15 protein-coding genes are annotated in these 16,858 nt (G+C 44.6%); 3 read left to right on the top strand and 12 right to left on the bottom strand.

Annotated elements, in window-relative coordinates; all coding sequences use genetic code 11:
* Nucleotides 1-66: 66 nt before the first annotated feature.
* Nucleotides 67-750, top strand: a complete 684-nt coding sequence (locus NYE25_RS25605) for a peptidylprolyl isomerase (RefSeq protein WP_076299216.1) — start codon at nucleotides 67-69, stop codon at nucleotides 748-750.
* 82 nt (nucleotides 751-832) lie between these two features.
* Here NYE25_RS25605 and NYE25_RS25600 read toward each other — a convergent pair whose 3' ends face one another.
* The 3 genes from NYE25_RS25600 to NYE25_RS25590 form a co-directional block, all read right to left on the bottom strand.
* Nucleotides 833-1,939 carry a Glu/Leu/Phe/Val family dehydrogenase gene (locus NYE25_RS25600; protein ID WP_341147172.1) on the bottom strand — a complete coding sequence of 369 codons (1,107 nt, stop codon included), beginning with the start codon at nucleotides 1,937-1,939 and terminating at the stop codon, nucleotides 833-835.
* 183 nt (nucleotides 1,940-2,122) lie between these two features.
* The gene (locus NYE25_RS25595; protein WP_341147171.1) at nucleotides 2,123-3,055 is read right to left on the bottom strand and encodes a manganese-dependent inorganic pyrophosphatase; all 933 of its coding nucleotides are present in this window, start codon (nucleotides 3,053-3,055) and stop codon (nucleotides 2,123-2,125) included.
* 118 nt (nucleotides 3,056-3,173) lie between these two features.
* Entirely contained in the window at nucleotides 3,174-3,971 is a 798-nt protein-coding gene (locus tag NYE25_RS25590) for an AAC(3) family N-acetyltransferase (protein WP_076299129.1), read from the bottom strand.
* A gap of 167 nt (nucleotides 3,972-4,138) precedes the next feature.
* Between NYE25_RS25590 and NYE25_RS25585 the strand changes: the two genes are divergently transcribed.
* On the top strand, nucleotides 4,139-5,116 hold the full coding sequence (locus NYE25_RS25585) for a ring-cleaving dioxygenase (RefSeq protein ID WP_339800740.1): 978 nt from the start codon (nucleotides 4,139-4,141) through the stop codon (nucleotides 5,114-5,116).
* 58 nt (nucleotides 5,117-5,174) lie between these two features.
* Here the strand turns inward: NYE25_RS25585 and NYE25_RS25580 are convergent, their stop codons facing one another.
* Nucleotides 5,175-5,876 carry a YjjG family noncanonical pyrimidine nucleotidase gene (locus tag NYE25_RS25580; RefSeq protein ID WP_042185133.1) on the bottom strand — a complete coding sequence of 234 codons (702 nt, stop codon included), beginning with the start codon at nucleotides 5,874-5,876 and terminating at the stop codon, nucleotides 5,175-5,177.
* Nucleotides 5,877-6,044: 168 nt separating this feature from the next.
* Here NYE25_RS25580 and NYE25_RS25575 point away from each other — a divergent pair, with 168 nt between their 5' ends.
* The gene (locus NYE25_RS25575) at nucleotides 6,045-6,980 is read left to right on the top strand and encodes an MraY family glycosyltransferase (protein ID WP_042124401.1); all 936 of its coding nucleotides are present in this window, start codon (nucleotides 6,045-6,047) and stop codon (nucleotides 6,978-6,980) included.
* 164 nt (nucleotides 6,981-7,144) lie between these two features.
* Here NYE25_RS25575 and NYE25_RS25570 read toward each other — a convergent pair whose 3' ends face one another.
* The 8 genes from NYE25_RS25570 to NYE25_RS25535 all read right to left on the bottom strand — a co-directional run bounded on the left by NYE25_RS25570 (nucleotide 7,145) and on the right by NYE25_RS25535 (nucleotide 16,802).
* On the bottom strand, nucleotides 7,145-7,666 hold the full coding sequence (locus NYE25_RS25570; RefSeq protein ID WP_341147170.1) for a mismatch-specific DNA-glycosylase: 522 nt from the start codon (nucleotides 7,664-7,666) through the stop codon (nucleotides 7,145-7,147).
* A gap of 35 nt (nucleotides 7,667-7,701) precedes the next feature.
* Nucleotides 7,702-8,259: an RNA 2'-phosphotransferase gene (locus tag NYE25_RS25565; protein ID WP_341147169.1), complete on the bottom strand. Its 558-nt coding sequence runs from the start codon at nucleotides 8,257-8,259 to the stop codon at nucleotides 7,702-7,704.
* A gap of 42 nt (nucleotides 8,260-8,301) precedes the next feature.
* Entirely contained in the window at nucleotides 8,302-10,923 is a 2,622-nt protein-coding gene (locus NYE25_RS25560) for a polynucleotide kinase-phosphatase (protein WP_341147168.1), read from the bottom strand.
* Entirely contained in the window at nucleotides 10,923-12,305 is a 1,383-nt protein-coding gene (locus tag NYE25_RS25555) for a 3' terminal RNA ribose 2'-O-methyltransferase Hen1 (RefSeq protein ID WP_341147167.1), read from the bottom strand. Before NYE25_RS25555 ends, NYE25_RS25560 begins: the two co-directional genes overlap by 1 nt.
* 42 nt (nucleotides 12,306-12,347) lie before the next feature.
* A complete protein-coding gene (locus tag NYE25_RS25550; RefSeq protein ID WP_339800721.1) occupies nucleotides 12,348-13,151 on the bottom strand; it encodes a nucleotidyltransferase domain-containing protein in 804 nt (267 codons plus the stop codon).
* A 367-nt stretch (nucleotides 13,152-13,518) separates the two neighbouring features.
* On the bottom strand, nucleotides 13,519-15,543 hold the full coding sequence (locus NYE25_RS25545) for a hypothetical protein (RefSeq protein WP_341147166.1): 2,025 nt from the start codon (nucleotides 15,541-15,543) through the stop codon (nucleotides 13,519-13,521).
* Complete coding sequence (locus NYE25_RS25540) at nucleotides 15,518-16,420, bottom strand: ABC transporter ATP-binding protein (protein ID WP_341147165.1); 903 nt, start codon at nucleotides 16,418-16,420, stop codon at nucleotides 15,518-15,520. The genes NYE25_RS25545 and NYE25_RS25540 overlap by 26 nt, the downstream gene beginning before the upstream one ends.
* Nucleotides 16,413-16,802, bottom strand: coding sequence for a GntR family transcriptional regulator (locus NYE25_RS25535; RefSeq protein WP_076283874.1), 390 nt, complete (start codon nucleotides 16,800-16,802; stop codon nucleotides 16,413-16,415). Before NYE25_RS25535 ends, NYE25_RS25540 begins: the two co-directional genes overlap by 8 nt.
* Nucleotides 16,803-16,858: the final 56 nt, after the last annotated feature.

The following is a 16,858-nucleotide window of genomic DNA, read 5'->3' as shown; positions in this document are numbered from 1 at the left end:
CGAGATTATTCAAGAAAAAGGAGAGATTGATTAGTGAAGTCTACACGAGCAAGATCTGCTATCCTAATGGTCATGTTATGCCTGGTGATGGTTATTGCAGCAGGTTGCGGTAATAAGCCTACCAATAACAATGCCAGCAGTAATAATGGAAGCAGCAGTGGAGCAGCAGGAAATAACGCAAGCAGCGAGACAAATGCTGGCGCTAACGAAGGACTCCCTTCAGCTACAGCAAGCCACCCCATTGTGACTATTGAGATGGATAACGGAGGCATCATCAAAGCCGAGCTTTATCCTGAAGTTGCCCCTAACACTGTTAACAACTTCATCTCACTGATTCAAAAAGGATTTTATGACGGCACCATATTCCATAGAGTGATCCCTGACTTCATGATTCAGGGCGGTGACCCTGATGGTACCGGTATGGGTGGCCCAGGATATAGCATCGCTGGAGAATTCTCTGGAAACGGATTTACTAATAACCTGTTGCATACGGAAGGTGTTCTGTCCATGGCAAGATCACAGGCTCCAGATTCTGCCGGTTCCCAGTTCTTTATTATGGATGCAGCTTATCCTAGTCTAGATGGAAGCTATGCCGCTTTTGGTAAAGTTACCGAAGGCATGGACGTGGTTAAATCCATTGTTGGCTTGAAAACAGACAGCTCAGATCGTCCAGAAGAACCACCAGTGATGAAGAAAGTAACCGTCGACACTCTGGGCGTCACTTACCCAGAACCACAAAAGGTACAATAATAAGCAAAAACGCCGTTGGCGTCCTTAAAGGACGCCAACGGCGTTTTTGCTTGTGAAAGACTAATTTAAGTACCTATGCAACTTATCCCCGTAGTGATCTTCTGCTAAGAGCATGTTGACCGTTACGCAAGAAAGTACTACGAGTATTTCTTAATAAGGAAATCCGCTCCTCTGCAAGCTGATTTGCCGCAACAGAAGTAGGAATTCCATTTAGACGTGAGATTTCCAGCACGCGGGTGATGTTATCGTAAATTTTTGAAACCTGCTTAAACGCACGTTCCTTATTATAACCATTCAGTTCATCCGCAATATTAATAACACCACCAGCATTAATCACATAATCAGGAGCATATACAATGCCCATTTCGTGCAGAGTATCGCCATGATAGGCCTCTTTTAACTGATTGTTGGCTGCGCCAGCGATCACCTTCGCCTTAATTACCCGGAGGGACTCATCATTGATCGTTGCTCCGAGTGCGCATGGAGCATAGATATCACAGTCTGTACTGATAATATCTGCGGGATCGACTGCTTTGGCGCCGTAAGCCTCTACTGCGCGCCCCACAGCTTCTTTATGAATATCGGTTACGATAAGCTGAGCGCCCTCTTCATGAAGATGCTTACACAGCGAAAAAGCCACATTCCCAACGCCTTGAACGGCTACAGTCTTTCCTTCGAGCGAATCACTGCCAAACGCTGCTTTGGCCGCTGCCTTCATCCCTTGGTATACGCCGTAAGCCGTAGCTGGTGATGGATTACCCGAGGAACCATAAGTAGGAGATGTACCTGTAACATAATCTGTCTCCTGATAAATAATGTTCATATCTTCTTCTGTAGTGCCAACATCCTCGGCTGTTATGTAACGTCCATTCAAGCCCTGTATGTATCTTCCAAAAGCACGGAACATCGCTTCATTCTTATCCTTCTTGGGATCCCCTATAATTACTGTTTTCCCACCGCCTAAATTTAGGCCGGATACTGCATTTTTGTACGTCATCCCTTTCGCTAATCGAAGCGCGTCAACAATCGCTTCCTCTTCTGTAGCATAGGTCCACATCCGTGTTCCACCCAGTGCGGGCCCTAATGTCGTGTCATGAATGGCGATGATTGCCTTTAATCCTGATGCTTTATCCTGACAAAATAACAGTTCCTCGTAATCGTCCCGCTCCAATGCTGTAAACAATTCCATTCTTAATATCCCCTATCTCTTTGTTATATTCCAGATGTTGGTTGTTACTCTTACCTCTCAAAGTATTGTAGCAGAATGTGTCGTAAAACAAAAAGAACCACGTCACCCTTATAACTTTCAAAGGATGACGTGGCTCTTATATGAATGCTACTGCACCGAATAGAGTGCAATTGTCAAAATGCGTTACAGCTTAGCAATTGTTTCTGTAAGAACAGGAACGATTTGCGATTTACGGGATACTACACCTCTGAGAAGTGCTTTATTGTCATCAAGCTTAACATTGTACGCCGTTTCTACTGCACCTGCAACACGACCCAGAGCCAGACACACAGAATCGTTATTGAGGATATCTGTAACTACAAACAAAAACAGATCCAATTCTTTTTCAGCAATAATGGAAGTAAGTGCAGTTTCCAGTTCAGCTTGTTTGGAGAGAACATCATTAATATCCACCGCGTTCACTTGAGCGATTTCAACTTTGTATTCACCCATTTTAAATTCCTTTGCATCTAAGGAAATCAGTTGAGCGATACTCTTGTCGCTAAGATCAGCTCCAGCTTTCAGCATGTCGAGACCGTAGCTTTCTGCATCTACACCAGCGATTTCAGCAAGCTCACGTGCTGCAGCTACATCTTCCGCAGTGCAAGTTGGTGATTTAAACAGCAAGGAATCAGAAATGATCGCAGACAGCATCAATCCGGCGATTTCTTTAGGAATAGCAACTCCGTTTTCTTTATACAACTTGTTAAGAATAGTAGCTGTACAGCCTACTGGCTCAGCACGATAGTATAACGGATGTGCAGTCTCAAAGTTTGCGATCCGGTGATGGTCGATAACTTCAACCACGCGCACTTGATCAATGTCATTCGCACTTTGTTGGCGTTCGTTATGGTCAACAAGAATAACCTGATTTGCTTCACCAGCTACGTTCTCTACCAGACGAGGAGCAGCGACTCCGAAATGATCAAGCGCAAATTGCGTTTCACCACTAACCTCGCCCAGACGAACGGCCTCAGCATCCCAGCCCAATTCCTTTTTGAGTGCAGCATAAGCAATTGCAGAACAAATGGTATCCGTATCCGGATTTTTGTGTCCAAAAACCAAAGTTTTTTCCATTTCCAATCTCCTTACTATGTTTTAGTGAGATTAATATACCATACATTGATAGCGGCTTCCAGATTGTGTGGTTTGAAAAATGCTTTATCGGCATTCAATTAGCCTCTTCTAAGGTTGCTCACGCCCTAGTCTTTGGAAGTGGTACCGGCTTGTCCTCCCCATGCAGTGGCTCATTATCCGAGAAAAGGTCCGGATTCTCTGTCAGCATCTGGCTTAGAATATCCGTCGTTTCTACCGTCCCACATACCCTGACTAACGCGTCTCCAAAGTTACCCTTGCGCATGGCACCGCCCTCTTCAAGCTCACGCTCCACCTTCCAAAAATGCTCCGACCAAGAGAGGCCACAATGTCTGCGAGAAGGCACCATGATTTCATCTCCACCCGGCGTCACCGTATATAGCTCCTCATGGGTATCCGTCATTCTGCCTGGAATATCGACCCACTCTTCAATGCCATGGATGAACGTATTCCGCCGAAGATCGACTCCCAGCAGTACAATTTCCGCCTTTCGATCAAGTAGCTTGCCCCATGCTGAACCACGGGCGCACGGCGTATCCCAGCGTTCATCCCCCGTAGTGAACTCCTCAGCATCTGCTCCTAAAGCCGCTACAGAATGTGTCGGATGCCAAGAGCGAATAACACCTGGACGTTTACGGAATAACTCCGGTAATATCCCTACACAAGATGGGGAATCTTGAACAGAGAACCTTGGATTGTCTGCATTAATATAAGCCCATGTATGAGTTGGCAATACGAGCAGTCCATCTTTCATATATTCACTGAGTACATCCAGTACTGTGTTCGCGCCTCCATCTACTTCCCCAATGCTTTTTAATGACGAATGGACCAGAATAGTCCCGTGTGGATCAAGCTTTAGCTCCTGCAATTGTTTCATCAAACTAGTTGTTGTGTGCATTGTACACTCTCCTTATGTATGAACTGGATTTTATGATGCATAAACATCTACTTGCAAAAATCGCATTTTACTATTAAAATTATAGTAACTTAATAATACTCACTAAATCTTTTAAAGATCAAAATATAACTTACTCACATTTAGCATTTACATGGAGGTAATTACACATGACATTAACATTAAAAGGACTGCATCACGTATCCGCAATTACAGGTAAAGCGCAAGAAAACTTTAGGTTCTATACCGAAGTACTTGGACTGCGTCTCATTAAAAAGACAGTAAACCAGGATGATATTTCAGTGTATCATTTATTCTATGGTGATGAGAAGGGTAATCCCGGAACCGAATTAACTTTCTTCGAACTCCCGATGACGGGCCGCAACCGTGCAGGCAATAACAGCATCTCCGCGCTCTCCCTTCGAGTGCCAAATGATGCTGCACTTACCTATTGGGAGCAGCGTTTCACCGAGCTTAACGTAGAGCATGAAACGATTCAAACAATCGGTGACCGCCAGGCTTTAGCCTTCCGTGATCACGAAGGGCAACGTTTCATTCTAGTATCCGACGAAAATGATAATGGTGTTGCTGGCGGCATCCCTTGGGCTAAAAGCCCAGTACCTGCTGAATATGGGATTGTTGGCCTAGGTCCTGCACATCTTACAGTAGAAAGTGCAGAGCATACGGCGGTTGTACTGGAGCAATTGCTTGGCTTCCGCCGCAAAGGCACTTATCCTTCAACCATTGCGGGCCAGCCAGATGTGATTGTATTTGAGACTGGAGAAGGCGGATCAGGTGCAGAGGTTCACCTAGAGGAACGTTATGATCTAGAGCAGGAACATCTGGGACGAGGTGGTGTGCACCATGTCGCATTCCGCGTGGATAACGAGGAGGAATTGAAGCAATGGGTCGAGCATATACGCACAGCTCAGCTTCCTAACTCCGGATTCGTGGATCGTTTCTACTTCCGCTCCCTTTACTTCCGTGAGCCTAACGGCATTCTTTTTGAGCTAGCTACAGACGGGCCAGGCTTTGCAACAGATGAGCCAATGGAAAGTTTGGGCGAATCTCTTGCACTGCCACCATTTCTGGAATCGAAACGCCAGCAAATCGAAGCTTATCTGAAGCCGCTGGATACTCGGCAATAAGATTCTTCAGCTCACTTAATAAAAGGTGTGAGTCGCTGATGCGCTCACACCTTATTTTTTATTGAAGATCCGTTGTCTTGCCTACAATGTCTAAGAGCTCCGACAGAACTCGAATTTCATATTTCGGTTGAACACCCGACGTATTCTCTTTACCGAGCGGGTTAAACCAGCAAGTATCGATCCCATAATTGATTCCGCCTTGAATATCAGAGGTTAAGGAGTCCCCTACAATCAGTACTTTTTCCTTATCCGAAATTCCCAATTTAGCAAAAGCATAATCAAAAATCCCTGTCTCCGGCTTCTGACAACCAGCCTCCTCTGAAATAATGATCTGCTCAAATGTTTCACTAAGCGGTGATCCTTGAATTCTGGAAGTCTGCACTTCTTTAATTCCGTTCGTAATGATTGCTAATCGACAGCCGGCAAGCTCCTCGCACAGCTCGATCGCTCCCTGGATCAGAAAGGTTCCCTCGCCTAAGAAACGTAGATACGCTTCACTAAACGCCTCAGGATCTAGCTCCAGCGCATTCGCAGCGAATAACCGATTAAACCGTTCCACGCGTAATGCAGCAGAACTAATCTTCCCCTGCTCCAAATCACGCCACAGCGCATGATTAATCTCCTGATAACTGGCAGCATAATCCTCAGCACCTGTGGGCATCCCAACATGTAGAAATGCGTTAGATAACGCGTGACTTTCTGCCATTCCGTAATCAAACAGTGTATCGTCAGCATCGAATAAAATAACGTCGTATTTCATAAATATCCCCCAAAACTCTTTTCTCAAAAAGGTACTACAGTGATACAATCAAGTCAACTTATCAGTCAGACGACAAAAATTTACTTTTTTAAGGTAGTTTTAAGCGAATTGTGTTATTTTAAAAAGAAAACGGTGGTGAGCGTCATATTATACGTTTTATCGTTTCTAATGTCTTTTTCTATCGTCTACTTTCTAATTCCGCCGCTCGGCAGACTAGCTTTCCGACTCGATTTTGTGGACAAGCCTCGTCAGGACGTTGAGCGTAAAATTCATAGAGAGCCTATACCGCTTACGGCCAGTTACGCCATATTCATTGGATTCTTCATTACCTATCTGGTATTTGCCCGTGAATTCTCCATGGAAACCGTCGCGCTGTTTGCAGGGGGCGTACTACTGCTGACCATAGGTACCATAGATGATTGGTACAAAACAAAAGGTAAGGATTTCCCGGCACTGCCCAAAATGATTGTGCAGGTTAGTGCGGCTGTTCTTGTTTATCTTTCCGGCAACGCATTTACAGGCTTCTACAACCCATTCTCAGGGGATTATATCGTTCTACCCGTTGTATTACAGTTTCTATTGACGATTATCTGGATCTTCGGCGTAACCACTGTCATTAATTTCTCGGATGGTATGGATGGTTTGGCTGGCGCCTTAACTGCTATTTCGGCCATAACACTATTTATTGTCGCATTAACTAAGGGGCAATCCTCTTCTGCGATTATGGCGATTGCACTCGTCGGTGTCACCATTGCTTATCTGCGCTATAACAAACCGCCTGCCAAAATCTTTATGGGCGACGCCGGGGCTACCTTTCTAGGTTTCATCCTTGCGGTAATCGCACTCGACGGCGCGTTTAAGCAAGCTACGGCCCTGTCGCTGTTCATCCCGATTCTGGCGCTGGGCGTTCCGATCTTCGACAATATTTTTGTCGTCGTCAAACGCTTTATCCAAGGCAAGTCCATTTATCAGGCCGACGCTACCCAGGCTCATTACCGCCTGCTTCGTGCAGGTTTGAGCCAGAAGCAAGTCGTTGCCGTGTTATGCTTGATCAGCGTTTGTCTATCCTTATCCTCTATCATTCTATTGTTGATCGAGACTTGATGTATTATTTGCGGATTAGTATCGTACAAGAACAATCGCATCGGCTAGTCCATTGAAGTAATAAAAACGAGCAAGTTTCCAATCTGGAAACTTGCTCGTTTATTGTTTGAAGTTCATACTTCTTCAAGCCCATAACTCTGCAGCCAAACACATCATCCAACAACTCACCCATTATTCTCTTGCGTAAACTCGGCTAACCTACGGTAAATTCCTATAATTTCCTCCATAGGCATCCTCACTAATCCACTGGAAGAGGGAGCTACAAATTCACGTACACCGTCTACCTTCGGAGGTACATCCCCTTGAAATCCCCAGTTTGCTTTAGTCCTACGACTAAACTCTGTATATACACCTTTTCCTACAAAACAGGCGACCTGTGGGCGATACAATTCCAGCTTGGAGCGAAGCAATTCTCGGCCCTCATTATATTCCTCACGGGTAATATCGTCGATTCCGTGTGTAGGCCTGGAAACAATATTTGTAAAACCATAACCCAGCTTAAGTAGTTCCCCATCCTCAGACGCGTCGTATAGTCGAGGAGTAAGTCCTGAATTGTGCAAGATTCTCCAGAAATTATTTCGTGGATTCGCGTAATGGTGCCCTACCTCACCTGAACGAATACTCGGGTTAAAACCAATAAATACAATCTGTAATCCGTGATCTAGGTGATCAGAAATTCCATCCATGTGAGTATGCCTCCTAACCAAACGATGTTCTAATTCTACAATGGGGTATACACTTTAAGACAGGAAGCCGGAATTGGGTCCGCCAGCCATACCTCATTACCCGCACAATAAAAAGTTACACCCATTTGACCAGCGCTAATCGTATCAACAGTCAGTAGAATCAATTTCCCTCTGCGGCTTCCGGCCAGACTGGCAAAATGTGTCCCTTCGGACAAATGAACATATTGACGTCCCATCGATTGGAGTCCCTCTTCCAAAATAACTGAAAGAACGCCAGCATGAGTTCCGTGATAAAGCGTAGATGGCGGAGTTCCCGGATCATAGGAAATTTTGGTATGACTATGCCCGTACCGAGCTTTGATTCGATCTCCATTGATTTCAAATCGTTGCTTCTCGCATCCTGCAACCACTTGCTGAATATCTCCCACAGTCACCTCAGACCATCTAGGAGCTTTCACAAGCACGGACAACAAATCGTCCAATGTACAGGAACCATCCTCCGGGTCCAAAAAAAGGCCATACTGCTCTGGAGTATGCCGGAGCAATTTAGTCATAAATTTGCTTAACGACACTTCTGTAGCATTGCTTAACATTATATTTCTACCTCAATTCATAACTCATTTCTATTCTATTCTCTACAGCCGTGGATCTACAGGATCAGACTCCAAAGACAGCGCAGCAAGCACACATTCATGTACGCGTTCTATCGGCTCTTTACGAATAAAACGTTCCACCGATTCCCGGCTAAGCGCACATTCCATTAAGGCATTTCGCTCTTTTTTGCTTGTTTTGCGCTGCTTGAGGCGTACAAGATTGTCCGGCTGTAAATAATCTATTCCATAGATAATATGCAGATATTTACGCCCTCTCACCTTGAGTGCAGGCTGAACCAGTTTATCTCCATTACGTGTTATAAATGTTTCCGGTTTGATAACAATCCCTTCATGCCCATCATCCGTCATCTCTTCCCACCAACGGATTATCTGTTCCTCGTCCGCTTCATTACAAATCGTGCGGTATTCAGTCTCCATAAATAAAGGTGACAACTCCGCTAGTTCACGATTATGCTCCATATGCCAAAGATGGCTGTGCTCAAAGAAAGTTTGTCCGCTATGCGCAAGCGTATGGAAGGGAGCAATCTTAATCCCCTCTAATCCACTTACGTCCCAGCAATACTTTTGGAAAGCTTCCTTAAAAAGATGAGCATTCTGGAGCTTCTCCTCCATTTCCTGTATCCACGAGGTAACATCTCGCCCTGATCTTTCAGCCTCACGCAGCTTCTCCAAAAGATGCTCCCGATCTAACAGTGCTGCTTCAGCCACATGTGCATATTGGGAGGAAATCAGCTCACGCGCTTTCAAGTTCCACGGTACGATCTCCGCATCTAGGAGCAGCAAATCCGTGTTATTTTTCGCAAAATAATTCGCCTGCACGAGATCCGCGTTCAGCCTACGTAACACTTCAGATTCAGTATCCCTGTCAAAAAAAGCTCTGCCAGTACGTGTATAAATCGTGCCTAACGACGGCCTGCCCACATACGGTAATGCTGCCTCTTCATCCCGGAATAACAATAGGATGGCCCGGCTGCCCATATGCTTTTTCTCCGCGATCATTGTCTTCACACCTTGTGCGCGGAAATAAGCAAAAGCTTCACGCGGATGCTCCAGATAGTTCTCATCTATAGACACTGAAGGCGGCGGACTCATGGTCGGTGGGATATATACCAGTTCCTCAAGTGGAACCGTAAAGTGGGAGACCGTGTCTATGGCCGCTTTAACGAATTCTCCGCGCACAGTTATTTCACCATAAAGGTCAGTCTGGACTGAGTAGCCTTCCACGAATTTACGCAGGTTAGGCGGTGAGAATCTCCCCCGCTCCCAACGTATTAACGGACTGTCCGGATCACCTGCATAATCGTGTTTCGCTTTAACACTAACAAATTTCCCTTCAGGGTAACGGTACGCAGTTAAAGATCCGCCAAATACAGCACCCTGGTCGATGTTCACTGTATTTTTTACCACGGTTGGGAAAGGTCTAGGATCATGCCCCCAGACGATGATCTCCCCAGATTCGTGTTCGACATACCATTCTTTCCTTACAGGAGCACCCTTGCCATCCATTCCATCAGTGTCCCCATACCGGCAGAAGTCCTGAATCCGTTTGGACTGCTTGCCGATAAATTCATCTCGAATTCCGGCATGGGTAACTACGACCCGCCGCACGCCATTGCGGCCAAACAACAAGTGGCTAGGCGCGGACAACAGAAACTGTTTAAGTTCATCCCTAAGCCTTTTTGCTTCCTCATCGCCTGCTTCTAGCGCAAATGCCTCCAGCTCAGCGGCGATATTCTCGTCTCCGTGACTTAATGTAACTTTGCGACCATCCAGGTAGCGGGCGATTTTCCAGCCATGGTTGCTGTCGATCATGCGGGCGATTCCAGCATCTACATGCTTTTTCCAAAACCTCATCGTCTTCAGCGATTCCGGGCCCCGGCTCATCACATCCCCCACAGAAATTAACTGCCTACCCTCGGGGTGTTTGTACAACCCTTTCTCGTCTTCCTTATATTCCAATCTTTCGAGTAGCTCGATCATCTCTTCATAACAACCATGAATGTCGCCGATTATATCAAGTCCTTTATCGATTTCAACCCAAAGCGGGTTCTGCTTACGTTCAAAATGTACTGACTCCGTATTCTTCAAAAAATAAGTCGAGGCAAAGCCCTCGTCCTTAACACTCCGTAGCGAACGCTTGAACTGTCCATATTGTTGCTTGACCCGCTGGCGTCCTCGTGGATGCTCACGCTGTACATCCCGCTCCAGCAGCGTTTCCTCTGGAACATCGAGCACCCAAGCCATACATGGAACATTATACTTATCTGCTAAATCTAAATATTGCTTACGGTATTCCTCTTGCAGATGTGTAGCATCCACCACCGTCAGTTTTCCAAGTCGGCAGCGCATGGCAATGACTGAATTCATTGCTTCAAAGGCTAGACTTGAGAGCAGCTGATAATCATTAAAAATAATATCTGCTTCTTCGCGGGGGCGATTCTTCCAATCCATAAAATCAGTGTCGCCAAGCATGCTACGGAAATCATCCGATGAGACGATTTCTGTCTGCAACAACGCACCTTCATCTACTAATCTACGCAGTAAAGTGCTTTTGCCGCTATTGGAGGGACCCACCAATACAATAATTCCTGCATGCGGAAAAAGAATGGTTCGCTGCTTTTCTTTTTGCTCTTCTGTATTCATTACAATGCTCCCTCCTTCCTAAATATCGCCATCTGCGTCGGGTATCCAAAAGCGTCAGAACCCTCGCCAATTCCTTTAAAATCAACCGAATAATCAAAGGAGCTCGTCCAGCGCATACACCACTCGGAGAACTCTGCTCGTCCCCATTCAAAACGGTGATCACTATGCCGCATTTCTTCCGATTCCATCTCATACACCTCGTTATACTCCTTGTTCGGTGTAGTCAGGATCAATACCTTAGGACTATATTCCGCCAGAATAGTCTCCATCACTCGAGCCAGCCTATATTCGTCGATATGCTCAATAACCTCACATAGAATCATAATATCCTTGTTCCGCAGCGATTCATCGAAGTAGAACAAAGAACCTGTAACAGGCGTCGGCACGGTAACTCCTTCTCGGTCTTCAAGCTTCGAGAAGCGGTCTATTGCGCGTAGCTGTGCGTTTGCGGAAGGCTCAACCGCCCAGATCTGCTTAACGCCCGGCACACTTCCGAGCCTTGCCGAAAGTTTTCCTTCGCCGGAACCAAAGTCAACAATACTACTCTTGAAAGCCAACCCTTCTACTATTTCTGCAATCGCCGCATAACGCAGATCATTTAATCTAATTTTAGGCTCAGCTGAAACCTCAGCAGGAGTAACAGTCACTTTTTCAGAAGAAGGGGTGGATTCCTCACCATCAAATTGCTTAATAAGATTAGCAAATCGTAGTGACCGCTTGAGAATTAACGCACGCAACGGATGACTATCCAACCAGCCTTCGCCATAACGCCTGATTTTCTCAATCTCATCATCACTGATAAAATAATGCTTATCATCATCTAATGCCGGAATCAGAATGAACAGTTGACGAAGGGCCGTTTGCAGCGTCTGTTCTCCCCGCAGCCTAATGTATCGAGCAGAACTGCGGCTTTTTAAATCAAAAGAATACACAGCATCTCCTCTTTCAAGCTCAAGCTCGTAGCCAAGTGCATGAAACAGTTCCTCAATCGTGTGATCAGGCAGGTTCGATGCTACTGGGCCAAAGGACAGCTCCAATTGAAATTTGTGATCTACCCAAGGCAAAAATACTTCCTTAGGCTTTCCATTAAGAGCTGTACCTAGCGCTGGACGGATATAAGAGCAGAACCGGCTGCTCGTAACAAACTCCCGATCGTTAATATATTGTGTGATGTCATTATGAGCTGTATTTCCTTTAACTAGAGCTATTGGATCTGGTGTGACATAGATAACGGCCTCTGTCTCTTCGTCGGAAGCTGCAGTGAATACTATACGCACTCTAGCTTCTTTATCGCTCCTGTCATATAAATTATGCGGGTTTTTAGCCAGCAGATGGGACAACATCCCTGCTCCTGACCCCGTCGCCTTGATAATCAAATGCATAAGCTTCATCTCTCCTTAATTAACAATTATTGAATTGTGAACTTACCAGTTCCATTGCCCCGTTTCTCCCCAGACCTCTATCAGTGCTGATCGGAACAAGATATCTAACGCTTCATCCATAACACCAACACTCTGTTCAAAAGCAGAAGCAACCGCCTCGTAATGAGCAATTCTCTCCTCCAAATAAGTATTGATAACATCCAAGCGCGGCTCCAGATTTAGTTCATCACCGGACATTTTACGAGATAACAGGTTCTGCACGGCTTCCTGTAATTCTGAACCTTGTGGAATCAAATCCTGTACAAGCACATTAAAATCGAGCGGAGGCACTTCGTTGTATTTTTCAATCCAAGCGCATGCTAAGAGTGGTCTTAATACGTAAAAATATTTCTTAATTTTAACCTCACTGCCTTGCAGATAATCCCGGTAATTTCCTCGCGCCATGTTCAAATAGTGGTAAATGCATGATTTTGGCGAAAAGCTTTGTGGCGAGAGTTCACGGATACTTTCGGCTACAGCGTATTTTTCTTCATAGCGAATCGGTGATTCTAACCATTCCAGCAGAGGCGGATTAGATTTCCGAAATAGATTAAGCCCCTTCTTCAAGTCCCAACCGTTAATATCAAGCATGTCACTGATCGGCCGTTCTATTACATCCCTGTGCTCAAAAATAGATAAATACGCCTCAGGTCTTCGTATGTATAAGAATCTAACATCATAATCACTATCTTTGGATGGAAATCCCCAAGCCCGGCTCCCCGATTCACACGCATACAAAATGCGGACTTGTTCTTCAGATTCAATGGTCCGAAGTTGCTGAATGATCGATTGATGTATTTCCGACATATTAACCCCTCCCTTAAACCTTCTAAATATGCAAAAAAGACCATGGACTCCATCGTCCATGGCCGGGCTTCACCTAAATACAGAACTCCTTACCGGTTAATATAGCGTTGTTGATTCACCGGAAATGAATACACTGATTCTAAGGCTGACCTGTAAGCCAAGGTAACAGATGGACGCAAATATGGATAAGCATTATACGATGGCTGATTATTCATATTGTTATTCATCTGTCCTTACCCCCAAGTCAAATTATATTTTATTCAGTACCATTTCATCCTTAACCTATCTCCAAAAGCATAATCCAACTATCCAGTTTCTGTCAACCAGTAGTCTTTTTCTGTAATCTTCTACTCTCCTTATTCTTACCTTATTTCAGTAATACCTTCAGTTCAGGCGTCATATCCGATGCTTTTAACATTACGAAATCACTATAACCCTCCTTATACAGCAGCTTCACAATGTAGTTGCCATTCTCAACTCCATAATTGAAACGATGATCTATAATATCCGTTAATAGTGCCTTATCCTTCGTAACAACTGTAAGATTCTTTTCACGTGCAAGCACTAATCTTTGTTCAGGACTCGTAGGATTCTTAGGTGTTTGCTTATCCATAAAGTCATCTTTTACAATCTCTGCCGATTGGATATCTTCAGCGGTTGTTCGTATTTTATCGGCATAGCCTTTTTCGTTCATCCACTTTTCAAGCTCATGGAAAGAAGACTTCCACGGATAATAATAACCATAACTTGAAGAAACTTGGTTGCTGTCATCTTTTGCCTTTACCTCTGTTTGGATACCAGCCATATCAGGTTTCCCGTCCTTATCTATCTGTACTTCGTAGGACATATTCGAAATTTCGCGTTTGATAATCTCTTTTAGCTCTGAAATTTCCTGAGGATCAGAGATGGCTACTTTTTTATTCCTGTTAGTAACCCACATATAATCCAGGTCTTTGTCTAAGAGAGCTAAATTATACTTTTCATACTTGTAAGCTTCGGTATCCTTAACCGCCTTGAGCTCTGATTCAAACCCCTTATTAGGGATCCAGTATTCCCTCACTAGCTTGTGACCGTTCTCCAATTGATAGGCGATGGTAAAATATTCATAAGCGTATTGTTGTGAGGTATGTTCTGGACGTACCGCAATTACCGCTTGATGAAGTTTACGGACAACTTCTATATAATCTTTATCATCGGAAAAAGGGTCCTGCCCCATATAGGGTGTAGTAGTGTACAAATCATCCGTGGGGGTATACCAACGGTAGTTAGATCCCATATACACACCACTAATCTTATCACCGGAAGGTACTCTAGCTTCATATCCGGTAACACTTGATATCGGGATATACAGAAGTAACCCCAGCATTACTGCATAAACCGCAAACTCTGCTAACACTTTACGCGTCATAATCTGCCATGTTTTCCGAATAATCATTTCCGCAGCAACATAGCCGATAATGGCTCCAATGGCATATCCACTAATTACCCAGCCCATTTGCTGTTGCTTCATTTGTGCAAAATAATTCCCGGAAATAAGCATAGTACATAACATAACCCCTGCTTTAAACAGCGGGTTGAAATATCCAAAAGCAATAGCTTGACCCGCTTTTTCCGTATTACGTTTACGGTATAACAGGTAGGATAATCCAATAAATAAAAGGGACAATACTCCATAAATCCACAATTCTGTATTAGTAAATGGTTTGCCGGTAAAATAATACACGATATGAACAAACGGAGACCACATCTGCAAACTAGAATCACGGAAGTTTACATTTGCATTTGCATAACCATAAAGATACATGACTAAGTGGCTATTGATTAATGAGATCAGTACAACAGGAAGAATAAGCAAAATATAAATGATAATTCCCTGAAGAATAGATTGGCCCGTGCATATTCCCACAAAAACACTAAAGCAGAAGAGGAACAAAGTCAGAATACTAACTGTGATACACCATTGCCAAATATCTGCGCCCTGAAAAATATAAAAATTACCACTCCATCGCTTAACAACCGCAACCACCCCTGCAGTTAACCAAACCGGCACCAACAGTAAGGTAAGTCCACTTGTCAGATGAGCCGTAAATAAATGCTCTCTGCGTAAAGGCAGGCTATGCCATAGATCTGATGGAGATTTTGCCTGAAGGTATCGGAATAAAAAGAGTCCAGCAGCAACAGGGATCGTAATAATGAACAATGCTTGCACATTACCAGAGATGCGGAATAAATGATCGATTTCCTGCGGTTTTGCATTTGGATCGATACTCATAAACAGCTGCAATGGAAGTGCGAACATTAGGCCAAGTGCATATATAATCCCTATCCAGCCATGCTGGCGGAAATTCTGGCGAATAATACTGCTATTAAAGTAGTATCGGCTGCGCGTCATATCCGACATCCCTCATTTCATAAATAAAGATCTCTTCTAACGTTAATGGAAGCAAATCGAATACGTATGGCTCGTACACTTGAAAAGTCGCTTTAATTCGCTCACGATCCCCTTTTACTATGTACAGGTTCACGCTCCCCCGGCGTTCTTGATGTAATATTTGCAGCTTCGCTGCTAACGGAATTTCATGCCGTTCATCCCGGAAGGCCACTTGAATCTTATGTGTATCCGCCTTAAGATCATCCAGATCCTTCTCAATCAGCATCTTCCCACCATGCATAATCCCAACATGATCACACAGATCTTCGATCTCACGAAGATTATGTGAAGAAATGATTACCGTCAGCTCGCGTTCAGCAACCTCCTGAAATAGCAGGTTTTTGATCTGGCGTCGCATTACCGGATCTAACCCGTCAATCGGCTCATCCATAATAAGCACATCTGGCATACAGCTTAAACATAACCAGAATGACGCTTGCCGCTGCATCCCTTTGGAGAAACGACTAAGCTTCCGCTTCTTATCGAGCTGAAAGACGGTCCCCAAATCTTCAAAACGCTTCTGATTCCAGCTCGGATAGATCGAGCGATAGAAGGCTGCCATTTGCAGCATGGTGGATTGCGGGAAAAAGTAAGGAGAATCCGGCATAAAAATAACCCTTTGCTTAGTCGTCGGGTGTTCGAATACCGCTTCACCATCCACCTTCACGGTTCCCTTATCTGGAGAGTAAATGCCTGCCAAGGTCTTCAGCAGCGTAGTTTTACCCGCGCCATTAGAGCCGAGCAGCCCATAAATCGTCCCTTTACGTACTGTTAAAGAGATATCGTCTACTGCCTTCTCCCCTTGAAATAACTTACTGACGCCTCGAATCTCAATCATCACTTTTCCCTCCTTCTCTCTGCTTCTCCACTTGCTCATACAATGAACTAATCTCAGCTGCGGTGAACCCAAGGTATACCGCTTCCGCCATCAGTCTAAGCAACTCAGCACGTACTTCGGCTTTTTTAATCTCATTCTGTTCTTTTTTCATTGGGGCTACAAAACTCCCTTTCCCCTGCAGTGAATAGATATACCCCTCACGTTCCAATTCACGGTAAGCCTTCTGAATCGTATTGGGATTCACGGTTAGCTGCTGGGATAATGTCCTTACCGAAGGCAGTTGTTCATCAGTCTGCAAAATACCATGTAAAATCATCTCCTTAACCTTATCGGTCAGCTGCTCATAAATCGGCTTGCGACTGCGAACGTCCAATTCGAACATAACCATCCTCCTTTCACTGTCTTCCCTTAGTCTATGATGATGTGTATTAACTGTAC

Source organism: Paenibacillus sp. FSL E2-8871, from assembly GCF_038000345.1.
Classification (GTDB): domain Bacteria; phylum Bacillota; class Bacilli; order Paenibacillales; family Paenibacillaceae; genus Paenibacillus_AQ.
Note: the sequence above shows the minus strand (reverse complement) of the source record. Positions and strands in the feature narration are given on the sequence as shown.